The following is a 21,159-nucleotide window of genomic DNA, read 5'->3' on the forward strand; positions in this document are numbered from 1 at the left end:
GCGGCTTCAACAGCTGCTTAGACCTGACATTCCTTACCTACACTATAAAAAACATCCCAACATGGGCAAAATAATCGGCATTGACCTCGGCACTACCAACTCGTGCGTGTCCGTAATGGAAGGCAACGAACCCGTTGTTATTCCCAACAGCGAAGGCCGCCGCACCACCCCCAGCATCGTCGCGTTTCTCGACGGGGGCAAGGGCGAGCGCAAGGTGGGCGACCCTGCCAAGCGCCAGGCCGTGACCAATCCTAAGAATACCATTGCCAGCATCAAGCGCTTTATGGGCCGCAACTTCTCAGAAGTTTCGACCGAAAGCAAGTACGTGGCCTACGAACTCACGCCCGGTTCGAACAACACCGTGGCGGTGAAAATCGGTGACCGCAACTACACGCCGCAGGAAATCTCGGCGATGGTGCTGCAAAAAATGAAGCAAACCGCTGAAGACTACCTCGGCACCACCGTGACCGAAGCAGTTATCACGGTACCGGCTTACTTCAACGACGCCCAGCGTCAGGCTACCAAAGAAGCCGGTGCTATTGCGGGCCTCGATGTGAAGCGCATCATCAACGAGCCCACCGCGGCTGCGCTGGCCTATGGCCTCGACAAGAAGCACAAAGACCAGAAGATTGCCGTGTACGACCTCGGTGGTGGTACGTTTGACATTTCCATCCTCGAGTTGGGCGATGGCGTGTTTGAGGTACTGAGCACCAACGGTGACACCCACCTCGGCGGCGACGACTTCGACCAGGTTATCATCAACTTCTTGGCCGACCAGTTCAAGTCGGAAAATGAGGGTCTCGACCTGCGCAACGACCCTATGGCCCTGCAGCGCTTGAAAGAAGCCGCTGAAAAAGCCAAAGTGGAGCTGTCCAGCTCGACCGAAACAGAAATAAACCTCCCCTACATCACCGCTACGGCCTCGGGCCCTAAGCACTTGGTGGTAAAGCTGAGCCGCGCCAAGTTTGAGCAGCTTGCCGACGACTTGGTACGCCGCTCGATGGAGCCTGTGAAGAAGGCCCTGCAAGACGCTGGCTTGTCGACTTCGGACATCAACGAGGTTATCCTCGTGGGTGGCTCGACCCGCATTCCCCGCATTCAGGAGGAAGTGGAGAAGTTCTTCGGCAAGAAGCCCTCGAAAGGCGTGAACCCCGACGAAGTAGTGGCCATCGGCGCTGCCATCCAGGGCGGTGTACTGACCGGCGAGGTAAAGGACGTGCTGTTGCTCGACGTGACCCCGCTGTCGCTGGGCATCGAGACCATGGGCGGCGTGATGACCAAGCTCATCGAGTCGAACACGACCATTCCGACCAAGAAATCGGAAACCTTCTCGACGGCATCGGACAACCAGCCTTCGGTTGAAATTCACGTGCTGCAAGGCGAGCGTCCGCTGGCCAACCAGAACCGCACCATCGGCAAGTTCCACCTCGACAGCATTCCGCCCGCACCCCGCGGCGTGCCACAAATTGAGGTAATCTTCGACATCGACGCCAACGGCATCCTGAACGTAACCGCCAAGGACAAAGGCACCGGCAAGGAGCAGAAAATCCGCATCGAGGCCAGCTCTGGCCTGAGCGAAGCTGACATCAAGCGCATGCGCGACGAAGCCGCCGCCAATGCCGAATCGGACAAAGCCGAAACCGAGCGCATCAGCAAAGTGAACGCCGCTGACTCAATGATTTTCCAGACGGAGAAGCAGTTGAAAGAGTACGGCGACAAGCTGAGCGGTGGCAACAAAACCGCCATCGAAGGCGCACTGGCCGACCTCAAATCGGCACACGAAAGCAAGGACCTTGCTCGCATTGACTCGGCCATGGAGGCCATCAACGCGGCTTGGCAGGCAGCCTCGCAAGAGATGTATGCCGCTGGTGGTGCCGATGGCCAGGGTGGCCAGCCCGGCGGGGGCTTCCCCGGCGGCGACGGCCAGAGCAGCAATGGCAATGGCAACGGCCAGCCCCAGGGCGACCACGTGACCGACGTTGACTACGAAGAAGTAGAAGGCAAGTAATTCGGTTGCTGCTTAAAAACAAAAAGGCTGGAAGCGCACCGCTTCCAGCCTTTTTGTTGTGCTTTGCAGATTGAGAATCAGCTTGTCTATTGCCCGCGCCTACTTCCGATTTTGGCAAAGGCTCCGTAGTAGCGATGCAAAGAGTTAATTTTAACCCAGCATTAACACATTCTCGCAAGAAGGCCCATCGAGGCCCTCTGGCTTTTTTCTACCCGACTGCTTGCTTATAGCTTTTACTTATGAAATCCTTCCCCTACTTATCCCCCATCCGTATTCTGACTTTGGGCGCGTTGCTTGTTGGCACCACACAGTGCAGCTTGAGCGAGCAAGTTAAAGAATCGCCCAACTCGAAGAAAAGCAACCTGTCGGTAGAAGCGCAGGAAGATATGGCGTACGACCAGGTTCAGTTCCGACTGAATTTCATGGATGAGGCCAAGCTGGGCGGCCAGGACATCCTGTTTGTGCGTCAAGCCTCCGACCTCAGTTCCGACCAACAAACGAAGTTGCAGGCCGCTCTCAAGGCCAATGCCCTGCCCCTGCGCCTGCGGATGCGTCTCTATGCTCGCAACCCCAGCCAGATAAATCTGCAGCTCAAGCAGCTCGATTACGTGCTGCTGCTCGATGGCAAGGAAATGACCAAAGGCGTGACCGGCACCAGCGCCCTCCTCGAGTCCAGCTCCATCGTGACGCTGCCCGTAGAAGTAGACCTGAACGTGCCCCAAGCCCTGATGGCTGGCAGCACGCCCGCCGCCTTTGCCGCCGGTCTGGCCGATTTTACTGGCAGCGGCCGCCGCCTCACCATGCAGATTCGGCCCACTTATGTAAACGCGACGGGTCGGGTGTCGCAGCCCGGCGATTTCACGCCCGTTGAACTGGTAACCGCCAAGCGGGCTGCCAAGTCGGCCAGCCGCTAAACCACATCAGCCGCAACAAAAAAGGTCATGCTCTATAGAGCTGACCTTTTTTGTTAGCCCTTTCCAAGGGGCGTTTAGTCGGCATTCGGGTCAGCCGCTTCGGTTACGCCCTGCACTATTTTTTCTTCGGCTTCTTCGTGGTCACCGGCGTCGGCGGCTTCGAGCTGCTTTTCCTGGTCTTGCCAGCCACTGGGCTCGTAGCTCAGGCGGATGTAGATGGGAAAATGGTCGGAGCCAATATGGGTAAGCCTTTCCAGGCGCTGAAGCCGGAAATGCGCCGAGTGAAACACGTGGTCGAGGGGCCAGCGCAGCAGGCGGTGGTCGGCGTGGAAGGTGGGCAGCAAGCCGCGGCCCACGCGCGGGTCGAGCAGGCGCGAGAGGCGCCGAAACAGCTCGGAGGTGTGCGACCACGCCACATCGTTGAGGTCGCCGGCCACAATGGTGGGACGGCCGTTGTGTCCCTGTATCACCTTGCCCACCACCAGCAGCTCGGCGTCGCGGCGGGCACTAGTTTTTGATTCCTGCGGCGCGGGCGGCTTCGGGTGCAGGAAATGCAGGTTTACCGACACGCCGCTGGGCAGCATCACGCAACCGTGGAAGGAAGGAATTTCCTTGTCAAGGATGTAGCGAATCTGGGGTTCGCGCAGCGGCAGGCGCGAAAACACCAGCATGCCGTAGGTATTGGGCAGCGGGGCGTGGCAGGTGAAGGGAAAGTCCCTTTCGATGCGTTCGAGCTGGCTCAACCACCAATCGTCGGTTTCAACGGCCAGCACAATGTCGGGCTCCAGGTTTTTGATGTGTCCCAGGAGTCGGGAGGCGTCGCGATTGTACATCAGTACGTTGGCCACCATCAGGCTGATGTGATTGTCGTGGTCATCGTCGGGGCGGCTGGCATCGTGCACTTGCCGGCGGTGCAGCGGGGTATAGGGCCATATGCGGCTGGCTTGGTACAGCAGGGCCGCAGCCAGGCTCACCACAAAAATGTCGCTGGCCAGGCTGGGTTCCTCGGGCAATAGCAATTCTGCTATCAGGCTCAAGCCCAGGCCAGCTACAATCTGCAGACGCGGAAAATCACAGGCCCGAATCCACCATGCGGTTTGGCGTAGTATGGGCAGCAGGGTAGCCAGAATCGTTAGGCCGCCCACTATCCACACCACCCAATGGCCGATGGCAAATAGCAAAGCAGAAAAGTCAGACATGAATGCAGAGCAAATAATTATACATCATCCTGAAAGCCTCCTTTACGCAGTTCTTCAATGGTGCGCATCACCCGGTCTTTGAGCGTGATGCGATACTTCTCCAGAGCATCGGCCAGACGGGCGTTGTTCAGCGCCAGCATTTGGGTGGCCAGCACAGCGGCATTGGCGGCGCTGTCGATGCCCACCGTGGCCACGGGCACGCCGTTGGGCATCTGAATCATGCTCAAAATAGAATCGAGGCCCTGAATGGAAATGGTGCTGTTGATGGGCACCCCAATGACGGGAAGGGTGGTAAAGGCCGCCACCATACCTGGCAGGTGGGCCGCCCCGCCCCCGCCAGCGATGAGCACCCGCAGGCCGCGCTTGCGGGCATTTTCGGCGTACTCCACCATGCGATGGGGCGTGCGGTGCGGCGACACCAGGGTGATTTCGTAAGTAATGCCGAACTGGCGGAGCATGTCGGCGGCCATCGACATAATTCTTAAATCCGATTTCGAGCCCATGATGATGCCTACCAACGGCGTTTCAAGGATGGGCCGGTCGTCATCGGAACTGGATGAGGGGCCCCCGGCGGGAGAATCTGGAATCATGTAAAAGTGCGGGAAATGGACAGGATTAATACGGAGAAGCCCTAAACTCCGCCGTTGAAGCGGCAAAATAAGTCTTTTCCGTCCACCCCGGGCCTTCCCCTACCTTTGCGCGCTATGGAAGTTCTGCTCGCCACCTTCACCACCCTGTTTTCCATCGTTAATCCCTTCGGGGCGATGCCGGTTTTTTTGACCCTTACGGCCGATGACCGCGCGTCGGACCGGGCCAAAACAGCCCTGCGCGCCTGCATTTACATGGTGGCTATTCTCAGCGTGGCTTTCTTCGGCGGGCAGTACATCCTGAACTTTTTTGGCATCAATATTCAGCATTTGCGCATTGCAGGTGGTATTCTGCTCATGCGCTCGGCCTTTGAGCTGCTTACCCCCGGCGCCAACCGCGACCGGGTGGGCCCGGCCGCCCTCGAAGAAAGCAAGCACAAGGACGACATCAGTTTCACGCCGCTGGCCATGCCCATGCTCTCGGGCCCGGGCTCCATGGCCATCTGCATCGGTCTTATTCGGCCTACTTATGTCGACAAGGCCATGACCATTGCCGGGTTCACGCTGGTAGCGTTGGCCGCCTTCATTATCCTACTGTTCTCGCTGCGGCTCACTCGCGTGCTGGGCAAGCCGGGCATGGCCGCCATGGCGCGCATTATTGGGTTTATTACGTTGGCTATCGGTGTGAACTTCTTCGCAACAGCTATAGCCGCCCTTTTTCCTGGCCTGACGCGGTAAATGATGTTGAGACGCCACGTGTGGCATCTCAACATCCTTCTTCCATCTGTAATTACTTAATCAGCTTGTATTTGCGTTTGGTGAAAGCTTCTTCGTGGCTGCCGAAGTGCAGTTTCTGCTTGGGCATCATCACATCGCTCACTACTATGTTGGAGTACTGCTGCCTCAACAGTTGCAGGCCTGCCTCACCATTGGCCGCGCACTCAACCGTGAGGCCGCGGCTTTCCAGACTGTCTTTGACCATAAGCCGGCGCGAGGGCTTCACTTCAATAAGTAGAATATTAGGCATCATACCTAGCTTTTTCAAAATACTAAAAGCGCACAAGCACTCTTTATGATATGTCATAAAGAGTGCTATGCCTTTGCCAAGCCATGCTCAACTCCATTCTCTTCTACTCCCTCGATAAGGCCATCCGCAGCTACCGTCGGCTGGCCCAGGCCAACATTGACCGGGCGGGGCTGGACATCACCATCGACCAGTGGCTGGTGTTGCGCGTGCTGCTGGAATACGATGACCTCACCCAGCAGGAAATCGCCGAGCGGGTCTTCAAGGACCAAGCTTCGGTGGCCCGCATGTTGGCACTGCTCACCAAGCGCGGCCTGCTGTCTGCGGTGCCCCTGCCCCACGACGGCCGCCGCACCCGGCTTCGCGTCACGGAAACCGGGCAGCAAATGCTTGACGCTGTGCACCCCATCATTCTCGAAAACAGGGCCACGGCACTCTCCGGCATCAACGAGGATGAACTGACCATGCTCCGTTTACTGCTCGAACGAATTGCGCTTAACTGCGCCCCGGTCGTTAGCTAAATTTTAAAGAATAAATCAACTTATTTTTTAGAAAAAGAGCCAGCCCGAAGCAGCTTTTATGATACATCATAGTCTTTTGTATGACACATCATACTCTTTGCTATTGCCGGCATCACTTCCAGGCTCTCTTCCTGTCACGCTTTCGCCTCCTTTCAAAAATCTCACTTCCATTCTGCAACCTACTTTCCTATGAATCAGCACTTAATTCCAACTTGCACCCCCTGCTTGCTGCTGGTGGCAAATTTACTTACCGGGACCCAGGCAGCCCAGGCACAAACGCCGGCAGACGTGCGCGGCACAGTGCAGAGCGCAACCAGCAGTCCCATTGAGTTTGCTACCGTCACGCTGCACCGCGCGGCCGACTCAACGGTGGTTAAAACCGAATTCAGCGACGTCAAAGGCGCGTTTCAGTTTGAGCGGGCGGCCACGGGGCACTACCTCGTTTCGGCCGCGCAGGTGGGCTTTGTGCGGCAATGGTCGAAGCCGTTTGAAGTGGCCGGGCAACCCGTGGAGCTGCCCACCCTGGCATTGGCGACCAGCGCCGCCACGGCTCTGAAAGAAGTGACGGTGGTGGGCCAAAAACCGCTGTATGAGCGCGAAGCCGACCGAATTATCGTGAACGTGGAAGGCTCGACCATAGCGGCGGGCAATACCTCGCTCGACGTGCTACGCCGTTCGCCGGGCGTGACCGTAGATGGCAGCGACAACTTGGCCCTGCGCGGCCGGCAGGGCGTTTTGGTGCTCATCGACGGCAAGCGCCAGCAAATGACCGGCACGGAGCTGGCCGAGTACCTGCGCGCCCTGCCCGCCGAGCAGCTCAAAAGCATTGAGCTGATTACCAACCCGCCCGCCAAGTACGACGCGCAGGGCGGCGCGGGCATCATCGCCATTAACCTCAAAAAAGACCAGCGGCTCGGCACCAACGGCACCGCGAACCTGAGCTACGGCCGCAGCCAGTACAATTTCAATAAGTACACGGGCGGCCTGAGCCTGAACCACCGCCGAAAAGACCTCAACCTATTTGGCACTTATAACCACGCCAACCGGGAGGGCATTTCCCTGCTGACCATTCACCGTGATTTTTACGAGCTGGACACCGGCAACAACCGGCTGCTGACCGAGACGACCGACCAAGACAACCGCCTGCCCAACCAGCAGCGCTCGCACAGCTGGCGCGCTGGGGCCGACTACAACCTAACGGAACGCACCACAATTGGGGCTGTTCTGAGCGGTGTCGACAACCGCAACTCGGCCAATGGCACCAACCAATCTATTTTGCGCGACGTAGCGAGCGGCGGGGTGCAAACCTACAATTCCATCAACGTACGGGACGCCTACTCGACCAACGCAGCCGGCAACCTGAACTTCCGGCACACTTACACCAATCCGTTTGGTACCCACGAGCTGACGGCCGACGCCGATTATGCCCGTTACCGCACCGACCGCAACCAGCTGCTGCAGACTTTTAGCCTAGGCGAACGGCCCGAGTCCGACACTAACGACCAACTGGGCCGGCTCACTATTCAGTCGGCCAAAATTGACTATGTGCAAGCCCTCAGCAAGCTGCTGCGCCTGGAGCTGGGCGCCAAAACCAGCTTGGTGACGGCCGACAACGACCTCAAATTTTACACCGCCGAGCAGCTGGACCTAAACCGTTCCAACCGGTTTCGCTACGATGAAAACATCAACGCAGGCTACGCAAACCTGAACTACAGCCAGCCCAAGCTGACGCTGCAGTTTGGCCTGCGAGGCGAGCAAACCCGGGCCGTGGGCAAACAGGACCGCGAAGTAGCCTTCCGTGACTTTACCCGCAACTACTTCCAGCTGTTTCCGAGCGCGGCCATCAAGCGCATCCTCAGCGACAAGCACGAGCTTTCCATGTCGCTGAGCCGGCGCATCGACCGGCCCTCGTACGGGCAATTAAATCCGTTCATTCAAATCATCGACAGAACCACGTTTGGCGGTGGCAACCCCGAACTGCTGCCCCAAACCAGCTACAACCTGGAGCTAACCCACACCTTCCGACAGAAGTACAGTGCGGCCCTCACCTACAGCATCACCAGCGACCCGCTCATTAGAGTGGTGCAGCCCATGGCCGGCAACACCGTGCTCTCGACCATCCGCAACCTCGACCAGCAGCACTACTACGCCCTCAACCTGACGGCGCCCGCCGATATAACCAAGTGGTGGAAGATTTTCAACAACGCGGTGCTGTACTACAACCGCTTCACGGGCGAGCTGGCCGGCACCAATCTCAACCGGGGCGGCGTCACGTTGAACTTGAGCTCCAACCACACCTTCGCCTTCGGCAAGGGCTGGGGCGCGGAGTTGAACGGCAACTACGAGTCGCGCCAAGTGTACGGCTTTCTGGTGCAGCGCCCCAATGGGGAAGTAAGCGCTGGCTTTCAGAAAAGCCTATGGGAGCGCAAGGGAAACCTCAAGCTTAATGTGTCCGACATTTTCTTTACCCAAACGGCACGCGCTATTTCCAGTTACGACAACTACGTGGAGCGCTTCTACCAGCGACGTGATTCGCGCGCGGTTACCCTAGCCTTTAGCTACCGCTTTGGCAACGACAAGCTGGCGCCCACGCGCCGCCGCAGCAGCGGGGCCGAGGAAGAAAAGCGTCGGGCCAACTAAGCCGGGCCCCGCCTGCCCTCACAGCTTTTCGCAACGGCCGACTTTTGAATGGGATTCAAAGCACAGGGCCGGGCAGCGTACCTTTGCCCCGTCTATGCTGAAAAACGACCTTTTCCTCCGCGCCGCTCGTGGCGAAGCCACCGAGCGCACGCCCGTGTGGCTGATGCGCCAAGCCGGCCGCATCCTTCCCGAATACCGTGCCCTGCGTGGCCGCCTCTCCGGCTTCAAAGAGCTGGTAGAAACGCCCGAGCTCGCCGCCGAAGTCACCATCCAGCCCATCGATGCCCTGGATGTGGACGCGGCCATCATCTTCTCCGACATTCTGGTGGTGCCCGATGCCATGGGCCTGCCCTACGAGATGGTGGAAGCCCGCGGCCCGCTGTTCCCAAACGTCATTAAGTCGGCCACCGACGTGGAGAAGCTCCGCATTCCCGACCCCGAGGAAGGCCTCGGCTACGTGCTCGAAGCCCTGCGCATCACCAAGCGTGCTCTGAATGGCCGCGTGCCGCTCATCGGTTTTGCCGGCGCTCCCTGGACGCTGCTGGCTTATATGGTGGAAGGCCACGGCTCCAAAACTTTCAGCAAGGCCCGCGGCATGCTCTACCGTGAGCCCGCCCTGGCCCACCAGCTATTAGCTAAGATAACGGCCACCACCATTGCCTACCTACAGGCACAGGTGGCTGCGGGCGCCCAAGTAGTGCAGGTGTTCGACTCCTGGGCCGGAACCCTTCCGCCCGACCACTACCGCGAGTTTTCGAGCCGCTACATTGCCGAAATCTGCGAAGCGCTGGCGCCGCTGGTACCCGTGACCGTATTTGCCAAAGGCGCCTGGTGGGCCGTGGAAGAATTCGCCGCCATGCCCTGCCGCACGATAGGATTGGACTGGAACCAGGACCCCGCCCAGGTGCGCCTGCAAGCCGGCGACAAAACCCTGCAAGGCAACCTCGACCCCTGCGCTCTCTATGGCACCCGCGAGCAGGTGAAGACCGCTACCGAAGCCATGCTCCGGCGCTTTGGCACCGGCCGCCACATCGCCAACCTCGGCCACGGCGTGTACCCGGACACCAATCCGGACAACGTGCGCGTGTTTGTGGACACGGTGAAGGCCTGGCGCGGGTAATAGCCGCGCCAACATATTGAGGATAAATTTTCCTTTGTTGGCCTGCTAAGGCTGACGGCAAGTCGTTTAAACGTTTAAGCAGAGCGTGGCAAAGCATGTGGCTTGCTTTAACCTTCGGTTCGCCGCGCTCAGCCGGCCGTTTGAACGCTTGCCCTATACCATCTAAGGCTTACAGGTTAACTGACAACCTCTATTTGTGCCTGAAAAACATTAACCATGGCTTCTTCATTCGGCTTCACTTTCTACGCCACCTTAGTCCTACTGCTTGGCCTTCTCTTTTTCATGTGGCGCTGGTTCCTAAAGAAACCAGAGCGCACGGGCATGGAAACCTTTATGGTGGTCCTGATTTCCCTTGGCAGCCTGTCGCCGGTGCTTTTCCTGGCGTATCTATTGCTTTTTCGCCGCTAGCCCCGGGCCCCTATCCAACTACTTCATCTTCCCTTTCTACCCATGGATGTTAAAGACAGCAACGGAACCCTTCTCGCTGAGGGCGACTCGGTCACCCTCACCAAAGACCTCAAAGTGAAAGGCTCTTCCCTGACCTTGAAGCGTGGTACGATGGTTAAAAACATCCGCCTGACCAACAGCGCAAGCGAGATTGAAGGCCGGGCTGGCGGCAGCACGATGGTGCTCAAAACCGAATTCCTGAAGAAGGCTTAAACGCCTAATTAGAACGTAAAACGCAAGAGGGCGCCGGATGTACATCCGGCGCCCTCTTGCGTTTTAACAAGTTTTACCCATTACATTTCTGCCTCAATTGCCTCCTGAAGCAACAACTCCTTCTCCACCGGCACCACTCCCACTTGCTCGCATACCAGCCCGCCGCCAAGGTTGGCCAGCGCGGCTGTGAAGGCTGCCGGGCAGCCCAGCGCCACGCACAGTGCCGCAATGCTAATGACGGTATCACCCGCGCCTGAAACATCAGAAATCTTGCGCAAATGAGCCGGCAGGTAGGTCTTTTGCCCGTCACGCTGAGCGAAAACTCCGTATTCCGAGAGTGTGACCAGCACCGTTTCGGGCTCCAGCACATCGCGCAGGCGCGCCACAGCTGCCTCGAAGCCAGGGCGGTCCGAGTCGGGGTCACCAAATTCTAGTTTAAGCCCTTCGCGCAACTCCTTCAGGTTGGGTTTGAAGAGGGTACAATGGCGGTACGCCAGGAAGTTCTTCTTCTTTGGGTCCACTACCGTGGGGATGCCGCGCTGGCGGGCCCGGGCAATGCATTCGGTGATGATGGCCTCGTTGAGCACTCCCTTGTCGTAGTCCTCGAATACCACCACGTCGGCGCGGGTCAGCAAGTCGTCGTAAGCGGCCAATAGCTCCGTGCCTTCGGCGGCGGTGATGTCGGTTTCTACCTCGGCGTCGATGCGTAACAGTTGCTGGCCGTGGGCAATAATGCGCTGCTTGACGGTGGTGGGCCGGTTCGCGCTGCGGATAATGCCATCTGAAGACAGGTGCCGCTCGTGCAGCAATTGCAGCAGCTGGTCGCCCCCCGTGTCGGTGCCGATTACGGCGCAGAGCAGCGGCGTAGCGCCCAGGGCCTGCACGTTCAGGGCCACGTTGGCGGCACCGCCCAGGCGCTGCTCGGTGCGGGCCACGTGCACGATGGGCACCGGCGCTTCCGGCGAAAGCCGCGTGGACCGGCCCCACACATAAGCATCGACCATCACATCGCCAATGATGAGGACGCGCAGCTTGTTAAAATTATCGAAAAGGGTATGCAGGGAATCAACAGACATTTTGCAAATGTAGGAACGCGCCTTGGCGTGCGGGTTTTTAGAGCTTGGCCAAGCTCTCCTTCACGCGCCGAAACGCCTCCACCAGTTTGTCATCGGCCGCGGCGGTGCTGAACCGGATGCAGTCAGAGGCACCAAACGCCTCGCCCGATACCGCCGACACCAACGCATCGTTCAGCAGGTACATAGCCAAATCGGTCGCGTTGCCAATGGTGCTGCCATCGGGGGCGGTGCGGCCGAAATAGGCCGACACCTCTGGGAAGATGTAGAAAGCGCCACTAGGAGTGGGCGTTTTCAGCCCGGGAATGTCCTTTACCATTTCCAGCACCAAGTCGCGGCGGCGGCGGTAAGCGGCCGTCATTTCGTCGGCCGAGGCGCGACCACCGTTCAGGGCCGCCACCCCCGCCCGCTGGGTGATGGAGCAGGTGCCCGAGGTAATCTGGCTTTGCATCTTCTCGCAAGCGGAAGCAATATCCGTGCGCGCCGCCAGGTAGCCCAGGCGCCAGCCCGTCATGGCGTAGCCCTTTGAGAAGCCGTTCACGGTTAAAACCCGGTCTTTCACCTCCGGAAACTGAGCCAAGCTCACGTGCTCGCCCACAAAGTTGATGTACTCATAAATCTCATCGGCCAGCGCATATACATGGGGGTGCCGGGCCAAAACGGCAGCAATGGCGCCCAGTTCTTCGCGGCTAAACACCGACCCGGTCGGGTTGCAGGGCGACGAGTACATGATGAGCTTGGTGCGCTCCGTGATGGCCGCCTCAAACTGCTTGGCCGTAACTTTGTAGTCGTTTTCGAGGGTGCCCGCCAAAGGCACGGTGGTCCCTTCGGCCAGCTTCACCATTTCCTCGTAGCTCACCCAATAGGGCGAAAACACGATGACTTCATCCCCGGGATTGACCAGGCTGAGCACGGCATTGGCCAGCGACTGCTTGGCGCCGGTGCTTACCACAATTTGGTTGGGTTGGTACTCGAGCTGGTTGTCGCGCTTGAACTTATCGCAGATGGCCTGGCGCAACTCCGGAATACCGGGCACGGGGGTATAAAAGGTATAGCCGTCGTCCAGAGCCTTTTTAGCGGCGTCCTTGATGTATTGAGGGGTTTGAAAATCAGGCTCGCCGAAGCTGAGGTTGATGACATCGAAGCCCTTGGCAACGAGCTCACGGCATTTTTTGGCCATGGCGATGGTCGCCGATTCATTCATCGCCTGAATGCGGTCGGAGAGCGGCGAAGAAGTGGCGAGAGTAGCGGTATTGGACATATTTATCGTGAGTGGAAATGAGGGTATAAAGCTACGCCGGCCTGCGGGCGGAGTCAGCCTAGCTGCCGCCAGCAGTGCCAGAGCACGCTCAGGTCCATGCTGGGTTCGTAATCCTTGGCGTAAAGTAGTTCCAATCGACGTAATGTGACTTCGGTGAGGGGTGCCCCCGACACGGCGGCATCGGCGGGGGACAGCACGGCGGGCACCGCCCGGGCCGAACTAGCCATGTGGCGCAGCCCCACCCACGTGCGGTTCCCGACCAGCACAGAAAAGCAATTGCGCAGAAAACCTGCCTTTGTGGTCTGAAACCAAATCAGCAACGGAGCCAGCACTAGCAGGCCAACACTGGCCAGCACATCGAGTAGGCGCTTGGCCCGGGCCTGCCGGGGCTGGTACAGGTTCAGGGCAATGTCGAGGGTGTAGTAGTCGCCCGGGGCGTCTTTGCTGCTGCTCCCGATGATGTACTGGCTGTCTTCGGGGAGGATTTTGTAGGCCACCGGCGGGTCGGCGGGCAGGCTGAGCATCAGGGCAATGATTTGGCTGGCAGGCAAGTCCTTACCGCAGAAAATCAACTCGTCGAGGGCGTACAACCGGATGATGTCGGCTAGCTGGCGTAGTTCACCCAGCGGCTCTTCGAGCGGTTCGGCATTGGAGTAATTGAAGGCAGACGCATAAGCCATTTCCACCGCGACGGCTTTGGGAGCCATGGTCACGTAGCCTATCACGCGGGCCTTCACGCCGGCCGCTTCCAGCAGGTGGCGCACCCGGCGGCTTTCGGGCCCCGAGCCCACAATGGCGATGTTTTTTTGGCGGCGCTCGCTTAGGCGCAAGTCGCGATACTTGACGAAGTGCGCCAGCAGTTGCCGCCCCACCACGGCCGCTACTGCCCAGGCTCCGCCCAGAATTATCAGGGCCTTGGAAAAGCGCCAGGCGTCGAGAAAATTAGAAGCAGCCGAAATCAGGAGCGTGCCCACAAAGATGCCGCGCACCACCCGCGAGGTTTTCACAGGCGGGTCGTAGGCGCCACTCAGGTATGCCGAAATCAACCAGACCAAAATGTAGGCGGGCACGGCCACGGTCATGTACTGCGGTGGGTAGTCGCCGGGCACAAACTTGTGGTTGTTCTCCCAGTACGATTTCAGGAAATACATCCCCACCCAAATCAAGCCGGCGTCGAGCAGCACCGGGGCTACCCGTACGGCCAAGCGCTCAAACACGGCCGCGCCGGCCCGTAGCCAGATAGCGGCGTTTATCAGCAGCGAAAACAGGCCGGCCCGGCCCGGGGCGAAGTGTTTACGGGCGAAAATCACCATGGCCCGGTAAAACACAAACACAAAGTTGACGCTGGTGCGTTTCGTGCTTTCGCCCTTGTAGTGGATGATGCGGGCGCCGGGGAAGTAGTAGTTTTTCCAGCCGCCCCGGGTGAGGCGGTACGAGAGGTCAATGTCCTCGCCGTACATGAAATAGTCCTCGTCGAGTAGGCCAATCTGGTCGAGCGCGTCCCTGCGCAGCAGCATAAAGGCACCGCTGAGCACTTCTACTTCGTGGGTTTCTTCGGGGCTGAGGAAGCCGAGGTGGTAGCGGCCAAAAGTGCGGGACTTGGGCATCAGCTTCGCCAAGCCAAACATCTTATAGAAGGCCACCGCGGGCGTGGGCAAAGCCCGCTTGCTCTCGGGCAGGAACTGGCCCTGGCCATCAAGCATCTTCACGCCCAGGCCGCCGCAGTTGGGGTGCGCGTCCATGAACTCGCAGCAGGCCCGGAAAGTATCTTCCTCCACCACGGTATCGGGGTTCAGCAAGAGCTGATACTGGCCAGAGGCGCGCCGCAGGGCTTGGTTGTTGGCCTTGGAGAAGCCGGGGTTGTCGCGGTTGGCAATCAAGAACACTTCCGGGAACCGGTCTTTCACCATGGCCACCGAGCCATCTACCGAGTTATTGTCGACCACAAACACCTCCACCGGCTGGCCCAGCTTCTCCACCGCTCGCCGAACGGATAGCAGCGCCTGCTCCAGAAAATAGCAGACGTTGTAATTAACAATAACGACGGAGAGCTTCACCACAGGGGGCGAAATTAAGGGCTTCGAGGTCATTACGAGGCGGCCCATCGAGTTAATCCGCTCGGGTAGCAGTCCAAGCCCCGAAAAGCAACGAGCCCTTGGCGTCCGCATTGGGGCCAAGGGCTCGGTAAACTAAACAACTTTAAAGCGTTAGCGACACCCCCATGGGCGCAGCAGCCAGTTCCTACCGCGCTTGGCGCAAGCGCTCCACGATGCTGCGGCCCAGCGTGATTTCGTCGGCGTACTCCAGTTCTCCGCCCATGGGAATGCCGCGGGCAATGGTGCTGATGTGCACGTTAGGCAAGTCGCGCAGGCGGCGCGAGAGGTAAAAGGCCGTCGTATCGCCCTCCATGGTGGGGCTGATGGCGAGGATGACCTCGCGGATTTCCGAGTCTTCGATGCTGGCGCGCTCCACCAAGGAATCGATGTGCAAATCGGACGGCCCCACACCCTCGATGGGCGAAATAACGCCGCCCAGCACGTGGTACACGCCTTTGTACTGGCCCGTGTTTTCGATGGCGATGACGTCGCGCACGTCCGACACTACGCACACCAGACTGTGGTCGCGCAGCTTGTTGGCGCAGATGCCGCACTCTTCGGCGTCGGAAATGCTGTGGCAAGTGCGGCAATAGGTTATTTCAAACCGCATTTTGGCCAAAGCTTCGGCCAGGGAGGCGGTGGTATCCATTTCGGCTTTGAGCAGGTGCAAGGCCAGACGCAAGGCCGTCTTACGCCCAATGCCGGGCAGGCGAGACAACTCGCCCACTGCGTTTTCAATCAGTTTAGAAGGGAATTCCATTCAGGGTCAGCTATTGGCTTATAGCTGCTAGCTGTTGGCTCAGGGTACTGCCGCCGGGGCCAACAAATGACCGAAAAGCGAACAGCCAATAGCTACAGGCTAACAGCTTAATTAAACGACATCGGCCGAAATGCCGCGGTCGTGGATGGCGGTGCAAAGCGGCTCCAACTCCTCGTAAGTGCCAATCTTGACGGCGCACTGCCCTTTGTAGTGAATGAGCAGGGTGCATTGCTCGGCCTGCTCGGGCTGATGGCCACACACGTCAATCAGGGTTTTGATGACGTGGTCGAAGGTATTGACCTCGTCATTGTACACAACGAGGTTGCGTAGCTCGACTTCCTCTTCGAGCAGCAATACCTCCTCATCGTAATCAATTTGCGGGCGAGTGTTCATAAGGCAAATTTACGCGGTAGAAAGGCGATTGATGAGCGTTTTTTTAAACCCCAGCGGTGAGCAAAACGTTTCGGCCAAACAGATGTTTTCCAAATCAAAAGGCTTCGTGGTCCCTTGCGGGGCCACGGAGCCATTTCCGTTGAAATTGGCTGGCCATAGTCTGGCGTATAGGGCCAAGGCAAGTCAATCAGTTCCTGCAGCTCATTGCCGCAACACTTTGCGGGTTAGCTGCTGGCTGCCCTGCACGGTGCGCAGGGTGTAGCGGCCAGTGGCCAGCGCCCGCACATCAACTTGGTAGCGGCTGGCGCCCAGGGGTGCCACTTCTTTCTGGCTGATTACCAAGCGGCCGGTCATGTCGTAGAGCTCTATCTGGAGCGGTCCCACAACCGGCGGCACTAAGTCCAGAGTTAGGTAGGCCTGCATGGGTATGGGGTAGGCTTCCACCGCGAACACAATGGTTTTGTTGAACCGGACGTGTTGCACTCCGCTGTAGCCGTCCCGTCGGCATCAATTTGCCGCAGGCGGTAGTAAAAAGCGGCTGCCTTGCGGCCGGCAAAGGCCGGATGCTGCGTAAGACAGCGCCGAACTGCTGTTGCCGGCTTGCTGCTTTGCGGTTAATTTCGGTCCAGTTCCGTCCGTCTGCCGACCGCTCAATGGCATACCAGGCACTCGGTTACGCTCAGCGTGCCACCAATGGAAGTGGTCCCTGGAGAAGTAGTACCGGCAGTAAAGGGCGCTAACGTAGTGACACCGCCCACATTCAACGTTGAACCGATTTGGCCGGTGCCATTGATTCGGAAATTTGCAATTTGAGCGTTTACGTTTTGATTTAATAATGGCAGAATCTGAAGCTGCAATGCTCTGCGCACTCAGGTTGCCCGCGCCATTGGACACTACTAAACGAGAACCACTTCCTGCGAGCGTTGCAAACGTGGGAGCGCCCAACACGGACAAGGTGCTCTTCAGGCTGTTTATGTCCAGGCCGAAGCATTTGGAGTGCGCGTACCGATTCCGGTTTGAGCATGCACCGCCGGCGTAGCCGCCAGCAACAACAAACCTACTGCCCCAAGCGAGCAGGAAAGAGAGGAAAGTTTCTTTATACAGAAATGTGGAGGACGAGATTTGAGGTTGTCATTAATTGAATTAATAATATTTATGATTGAATACATGTAATTTACACCATTAATGTCAATATTATTTTACTTCTGACCTTTGCTCAACTCGTGCGTATAAATGGTTACCACCTTACAGCCAAAACTCTAGCAATTCAATAATATTATTTTATATATACTTGCTAAATGCCTGTTCCCTCCCCCGATTTTAAAAAAGCGCTCAAACGTTTATCCGAAAACGAAAAGGAGGCCCTGCTCCTTCGAGCCGTGCGCCGCGATGCCGAGCTCTACGAAACCTTCCGCTACGAACTGGTGGCCGACGTAACGCTGGCCCAAATCCAGGAAGAAGCCGCCGACCGCATCCACGAGCTGTTCAACCTTGCCGTTTCGGGCCGCCTGCTCAACCGCAGCTTGGTAAAGGCTTTGCGCGCCAGTGTGCAGGAAGCCGCTCGGGCCCGCCGCATCACCAAAAACAAACAGCTGGAGGTCGACCTGTTGCTGTACATTCTCCGGCAGTGCATCGACAACTATTCCGGCCAGTTCGACAGCGTGTACGACGGGTTTTTCAACGCCACGGCGAGGCTGGCGGCGCGGGTCCCAGCCATGGTACTCAAGACGCTACATGAAGATTTGTGGGTCGAATACAAATCAGAAATAGACGATATTTTGAACAGTTTGCACCAACGCAGTAAAAGCAGAAATTTAAAGTTTGAACTGATACGAAGCTTTGAAATTCCACAGTAGCTTTGGCGTTCATTTACCTACTAAAGAAATATATGAATTCACGTTTTACCCACGTTTTTGCAACCGGCCTGCTGGCCCTCACCACGGGCTGTGCTGGCTCCTACGCCCCCATTCGTCCCGAAAGGATAGCCACCTACATCTCTTCGCCCTCCTCAGGCCCGGTGGAGATGGCGTATCAGTTTGATGCTTTGCGCCTGCGCGGCAACAAAAAATACGTAAAGAAAGAAGCCAAGAAAGGCTACCACGTGGCAGCTGTGCGCGTTACCAATAACTGGGACCGGGAAGTAAACTTCTCCCGCGACCTAACCTTGATGTACGGTGACCGACCAATCACGCCCATCCCCGGAGCCATCGCGGCCCACGATATGAAGCAAGGGGTCGCCATCTACCTGCTGTACTTACTATTGAATCCGACAGTGGGCGCCACCCAGGACCCCCTCACAGGCCGAATGACCGGGGGTACTACGCTCCCGATAGGCCCGTTTATTGCCGGCGGCAACATGCTGGGCGCTAGCGGCGCCAACAAAAACATGCGGAATGACTTTGCATCCCATGACCTTACCAACCGCACGCTCAAGCCCGGTGAAACCGTCTACGGCATCCTGAGCCTGCGTGAAAGCGCCGTGGCTCCCCTGCGGGTTGAGATGCGGGCAGCCACTCCTCCTCCCGCAGTGGCGTTACCCGCCGCGACTCCTGCCAACAAACCAACCGAGACGATTCGCTAGGCATCTGACATTACAAAAAAAGCCCCGTCATATTGGCGGGGCTTTTTTTTATACTAACAAGGGCTATGCGAAGGTTGACAACTAGCATTGGCAGCCCAATCAACACTTACGCCTTCTTGGCAATCACGTTGAAGGTCAGGTCAAAGGTGTCGTTGATGGCCTTGTCGCCAATGTTGTCAAAGAACGACTTCGAGCCGTACTTCAGGCCAAACTTGGTGCGGTCGATGGTGGCTTTGCCAGTAGCGGCGGCCACACCGTTTTTCACGCCCACCTTGGCGGGGAAGCTGATGCGCTGCGTAACGCCTTTGATGGTCATGTCGCCGGTAATGGTGGCGTTGTCGGCATCTTTGGCTGCACCTTTGATGGGGGCCACGCTCACGATTTTGAAGGTTGAGGTCGGGTTTTTCTCTACGCCGAAGAAGTCGTCGCTGGTCATGTGACCCACGAATTTGCCATGCGACTCAGCATCCTTGATGTCGGTGGCCTTCATGCTCTTCATGTCGACGGTCACGGTGCCGCCCACAATGGCGTTGCCTTTCACCAGCAGCTCGCCATCGGTGAAGTTCATGGTGCCGTTGTGGCCATGAGTAACGGCTTTGCCTTCCCAACCCAGCGTGCTCAGCTGCGGCTGTAGCTTGTAGGCCGGGGCGTTGGTGGCCATCTTCTCGCTGTTATTTTTTTGGGCCGAAGCAGCAGGAGCAGCGCCTAGTACAGCAACAGCGAACAGGGCGGGCAACAGGAATTTTTTCATCTGAAAAAGAGATTTAAAAAAGGTAATTAATAAAAACGAAGGCGGCGGATGGGCCACAACGGGAAAAGGTATCAGACTTATTCTGGCCTTCAGAAAGAAGGACTACTTACTCCACGGAGCGTATTTTGTCGAGCAGGGTGTTGAGTTGGTGTAATTCAGCTGCGTCAAGCTGAGTAATTCCGCTGCACTGGGTCACGCCGGCTTCCTCAATGCGCTCAAGCAGGTCGAGGCCAGCTTTGGTGATGCGAATGTCGACGGCGCGGCGGTTGGCGGGGCAAACGGTGCGTGTCACTAACTCCTTCTCTTCCAGCCGGTCTACGATACGAGAGGCGTTACTCGTCTTGTCCAGCATCCGGTCGATTAGCAAAGCCACGGTAGCAGGCAGCGGGTGCTGACCACGCAGAATGCGCAGGATATTAAACTGAGGCAGGGTCAAACCAAAAGGCTTGAATGCCGCAGCCTGACGGAGTTGCAGCCACCCTGCGGTGTACACCAAGTTTATATGAGCCTTCTGGTGCTCGTCTTTAAAGATGGGCTGCTTGATTTCGTCTTCGATGCGCATGGGAGATTGTGGAATCAGATGCAAATTTATGTAGGTACATTTAATGTTGCAACATTGTTCCCACTTATTTTGAAAAATTTAATTGTTGGCTGAGCGGTAGTTCTTCAAATTGGTTAGAAACCCGTATCCTCGCAGATTCATCCTCCATTTCAAAGCTTTATGAAACATATTTTCTTTGCGCTGCTTGCTGCTGCTTGCCTGGCCACTGCCCCCCGCCCCGTGGCGGCCCAGGAAGGAGGCTTCCCTGTTAAGACCACTGCCCGCACGCAGTTCCTGTTCAAAGATGGCGTAGTTGTGCGCCGCGAAGGCAACCAGATTACCCCCCTCACGCAAAACGTGAAGCTCGCCGGCGGTGTCAAAATCAACTACAAGAGCGGCATTGTAGAAATGCCCGCTGACAAAGTTCACCCCAACGGCAAAAAGCTAACCCTGCGCGAAGGCGACTACGTGCGGCCCGATGGCGGCGTAGTCTTTGCCACGCCAGGCAGTGCCGCGGCGGCGCGGGGAGAAGCGCCCAACGGCCCCAGCGGCAAGTTCACTACCTACGTGGAGCGGGGCTCTACATTCGTCGACCCCGCCGTGCAAATGAGCCTGCTCAACAAAAAGGTGGAATTGCTGACGCAAAAAGTCAATCTGCTCAGCCAGGGCCGCACCGACATGCCTGACACTAAAGAAATCGATGCCCAGCTTGCCCAGCTCGATGCGCAGATGAAATCGCCGAAGTAAGACAAACGTTGCCCAACAACGTCAGGGGCCCGTACCACAAAAGAAGCCAAACCCCAGCCCGGTGGTTTGGCTTCTTTTATGGGCGATGGTCTAATACGTGGTGAAAGGCGTATAGGTGCTCATGGTTTCAACGCAACATCTTTGCGCCGTATGCGGCAGTGAGCACATCCGGCGCAACGGCAACAGCCAAGGCCACGCCAAGTACCAATGCACCGCGTGCGGCCACCAGGCCCGCTTTGCGCCCGCGGCCAGTGCGCGTGCCGTTCGTTACGCGCAGGTGGAA

The 21,159-nt window shown here is 57.8% G+C and carries 23 protein-coding genes; 12 read left to right on the top strand and 11 right to left on the bottom strand.

Going from position 1 to position 21,159, the window contains the following annotated elements; genetic code table 11:
- Positions 1-61 precede the first annotated feature (61 nt).
- Both dnaK and ACP7AJ_RS17785 read left to right on the top strand, forming a co-directional pair.
- The gene (dnaK, locus tag ACP7AJ_RS17780) at positions 62-2,008 is read left to right on the top strand and encodes a molecular chaperone DnaK (RefSeq protein WP_426061543.1); all 1,947 of its coding nucleotides are present in this window, start codon (positions 62-64) and stop codon (positions 2,006-2,008) included.
- A 239-nt stretch (positions 2,009-2,247) separates the two neighbouring features.
- Positions 2,248-2,922 carry a hypothetical protein gene (locus ACP7AJ_RS17785; RefSeq protein WP_426061544.1) on the top strand — a complete coding sequence of 225 codons (675 nt, stop codon included), beginning with the start codon at positions 2,248-2,250 and terminating at the stop codon, positions 2,920-2,922.
- A gap of 74 nt (positions 2,923-2,996) precedes the next feature.
- Here the strand turns inward: ACP7AJ_RS17785 and ACP7AJ_RS17790 are convergent, their stop codons facing one another.
- A complete protein-coding gene (locus tag ACP7AJ_RS17790; RefSeq protein WP_426061545.1) occupies positions 2,997-4,121 on the bottom strand; it encodes an endonuclease/exonuclease/phosphatase family protein in 1,125 nt (374 codons plus the stop codon).
- 17 nt (positions 4,122-4,138) lie between these two features.
- A complete protein-coding gene (purE, locus tag ACP7AJ_RS17795; protein WP_426061564.1) occupies positions 4,139-4,624 on the bottom strand; it encodes a 5-(carboxyamino)imidazole ribonucleotide mutase in 486 nt (161 codons plus the stop codon).
- 201 nt (positions 4,625-4,825) lie between these two features.
- Here purE and ACP7AJ_RS17800 point away from each other — a divergent pair, with 201 nt between their 5' ends.
- Complete coding sequence (locus ACP7AJ_RS17800) at positions 4,826-5,446, top strand: MarC family protein (RefSeq protein ID WP_426061546.1); 621 nt, start codon at positions 4,826-4,828, stop codon at positions 5,444-5,446.
- Positions 5,447-5,498: 52 nt separating this feature from the next.
- Here ACP7AJ_RS17800 and ACP7AJ_RS17805 read toward each other — a convergent pair whose 3' ends face one another.
- Positions 5,499-5,738, bottom strand: coding sequence for a hypothetical protein (locus ACP7AJ_RS17805; RefSeq protein ID WP_426061547.1), 240 nt, complete (start codon positions 5,736-5,738; stop codon positions 5,499-5,501).
- A gap of 80 nt (positions 5,739-5,818) precedes the next feature.
- Here ACP7AJ_RS17805 and ACP7AJ_RS17810 point away from each other — a divergent pair, with 80 nt between their 5' ends.
- The 5 genes from ACP7AJ_RS17810 (at position 5,819) to ACP7AJ_RS17830 (ending at position 10,673) form a co-directional block, all read left to right on the top strand.
- Entirely contained in the window at positions 5,819-6,253 is a 435-nt protein-coding gene (locus ACP7AJ_RS17810; RefSeq protein ID WP_426061548.1) for a MarR family winged helix-turn-helix transcriptional regulator, read from the top strand.
- A gap of 234 nt (positions 6,254-6,487) precedes the next feature.
- Positions 6,488-8,893, top strand: a complete 2,406-nt coding sequence (locus tag ACP7AJ_RS17815) for an outer membrane beta-barrel protein (protein ID WP_426061549.1) — start codon at positions 6,488-6,490, stop codon at positions 8,891-8,893.
- A 94-nt stretch (positions 8,894-8,987) separates the two neighbouring features.
- Positions 8,988-10,013 carry a uroporphyrinogen decarboxylase gene (gene hemE, locus ACP7AJ_RS17820; RefSeq protein WP_426061550.1) on the top strand — a complete coding sequence of 342 codons (1,026 nt, stop codon included), beginning with the start codon at positions 8,988-8,990 and terminating at the stop codon, positions 10,011-10,013.
- A gap of 216 nt (positions 10,014-10,229) precedes the next feature.
- Positions 10,230-10,421 (top strand): hypothetical protein, encoded by a 192-nt coding sequence (locus tag ACP7AJ_RS17825; RefSeq protein WP_426061551.1) that lies wholly within the window; start codon positions 10,230-10,232, stop codon positions 10,419-10,421.
- Positions 10,422-10,463: 42 nt separating this feature from the next.
- On the top strand, positions 10,464-10,673 hold the full coding sequence (locus tag ACP7AJ_RS17830; protein WP_426061552.1) for a zinc ribbon domain-containing protein YjdM: 210 nt from the start codon (positions 10,464-10,466) through the stop codon (positions 10,671-10,673).
- Positions 10,674-10,753: 80 nt separating this feature from the next.
- Here ACP7AJ_RS17830 and ACP7AJ_RS17835 read toward each other — a convergent pair whose 3' ends face one another.
- From ACP7AJ_RS17835 to ACP7AJ_RS17860, 6 genes are all read right to left on the bottom strand, one after another.
- Positions 10,754-11,749, bottom strand: a complete 996-nt coding sequence (locus ACP7AJ_RS17835; RefSeq protein ID WP_426061553.1) for a bifunctional heptose 7-phosphate kinase/heptose 1-phosphate adenyltransferase — start codon at positions 11,747-11,749, stop codon at positions 10,754-10,756.
- Positions 11,750-11,786: 37 nt separating this feature from the next.
- On the bottom strand, positions 11,787-13,007 hold the full coding sequence (locus ACP7AJ_RS17840) for a pyridoxal phosphate-dependent aminotransferase (protein WP_426061554.1): 1,221 nt from the start codon (positions 13,005-13,007) through the stop codon (positions 11,787-11,789).
- A 53-nt stretch (positions 13,008-13,060) separates the two neighbouring features.
- The gene (locus ACP7AJ_RS17845; protein ID WP_426061555.1) at positions 13,061-15,067 is read right to left on the bottom strand and encodes a glycosyltransferase; all 2,007 of its coding nucleotides are present in this window, start codon (positions 15,065-15,067) and stop codon (positions 13,061-13,063) included.
- A 181-nt stretch (positions 15,068-15,248) separates the two neighbouring features.
- A complete protein-coding gene (gene recR / locus ACP7AJ_RS17850) occupies positions 15,249-15,863 on the bottom strand; it encodes a recombination mediator RecR (protein ID WP_092669922.1) in 615 nt (204 codons plus the stop codon).
- A 111-nt stretch (positions 15,864-15,974) separates the two neighbouring features.
- Positions 15,975-16,256, bottom strand: a complete 282-nt coding sequence (locus ACP7AJ_RS17855) for an ATP-dependent Clp protease adaptor ClpS (protein ID WP_092669924.1) — start codon at positions 16,254-16,256, stop codon at positions 15,975-15,977.
- Positions 16,257-16,457: 201 nt separating this feature from the next.
- Positions 16,458-16,739 (bottom strand): T9SS type A sorting domain-containing protein, encoded by a 282-nt coding sequence (locus tag ACP7AJ_RS17860; RefSeq protein ID WP_426061556.1) that lies wholly within the window; start codon positions 16,737-16,739, stop codon positions 16,458-16,460.
- A gap of 815 nt (positions 16,740-17,554) precedes the next feature.
- On the opposite strand from ACP7AJ_RS17860, the gene ACP7AJ_RS17865 reads away from it, so the two are divergent.
- Both ACP7AJ_RS17865 and ACP7AJ_RS17870 read left to right on the top strand, forming a co-directional pair.
- Positions 17,555-18,112, top strand: coding sequence for a hypothetical protein (locus ACP7AJ_RS17865; RefSeq protein ID WP_426061557.1), 558 nt, complete (start codon positions 17,555-17,557; stop codon positions 18,110-18,112).
- 32 nt (positions 18,113-18,144) lie between these two features.
- On the top strand, positions 18,145-18,837 hold the full coding sequence (locus tag ACP7AJ_RS17870; RefSeq protein WP_426061558.1) for a hypothetical protein: 693 nt from the start codon (positions 18,145-18,147) through the stop codon (positions 18,835-18,837).
- 106 nt (positions 18,838-18,943) lie between these two features.
- Here the strand turns inward: ACP7AJ_RS17870 and ACP7AJ_RS17875 are convergent, their stop codons facing one another.
- Entirely contained in the window at positions 18,944-19,588 is a 645-nt protein-coding gene (locus tag ACP7AJ_RS17875) for a YceI family protein (RefSeq protein WP_426061559.1), read from the bottom strand.
- A gap of 106 nt (positions 19,589-19,694) precedes the next feature.
- Positions 19,695-20,150 (bottom strand): MarR family winged helix-turn-helix transcriptional regulator, encoded by a 456-nt coding sequence (locus ACP7AJ_RS17880; RefSeq protein ID WP_426061560.1) that lies wholly within the window; start codon positions 20,148-20,150, stop codon positions 19,695-19,697.
- A 159-nt stretch (positions 20,151-20,309) separates the two neighbouring features.
- On the opposite strand from ACP7AJ_RS17880, the gene ACP7AJ_RS17885 reads away from it, so the two are divergent.
- Entirely contained in the window at positions 20,310-20,876 is a 567-nt protein-coding gene (locus ACP7AJ_RS17885) for a DUF6799 domain-containing protein (protein WP_426061561.1), read from the top strand.
- Positions 20,877-20,997: 121 nt separating this feature from the next.
- Positions 20,998-21,159, top strand: a 162-nt coding sequence (locus tag ACP7AJ_RS17890; RefSeq protein ID WP_426061565.1) for a transposase-like zinc-binding domain-containing protein, incomplete at its 3' end; no start/stop codon positions are given.

This window comes from Hymenobacter sp. B1770 (assembly GCF_049896385.1).
Classification (GTDB): domain Bacteria; phylum Bacteroidota; class Bacteroidia; order Cytophagales; family Hymenobacteraceae; genus Hymenobacter.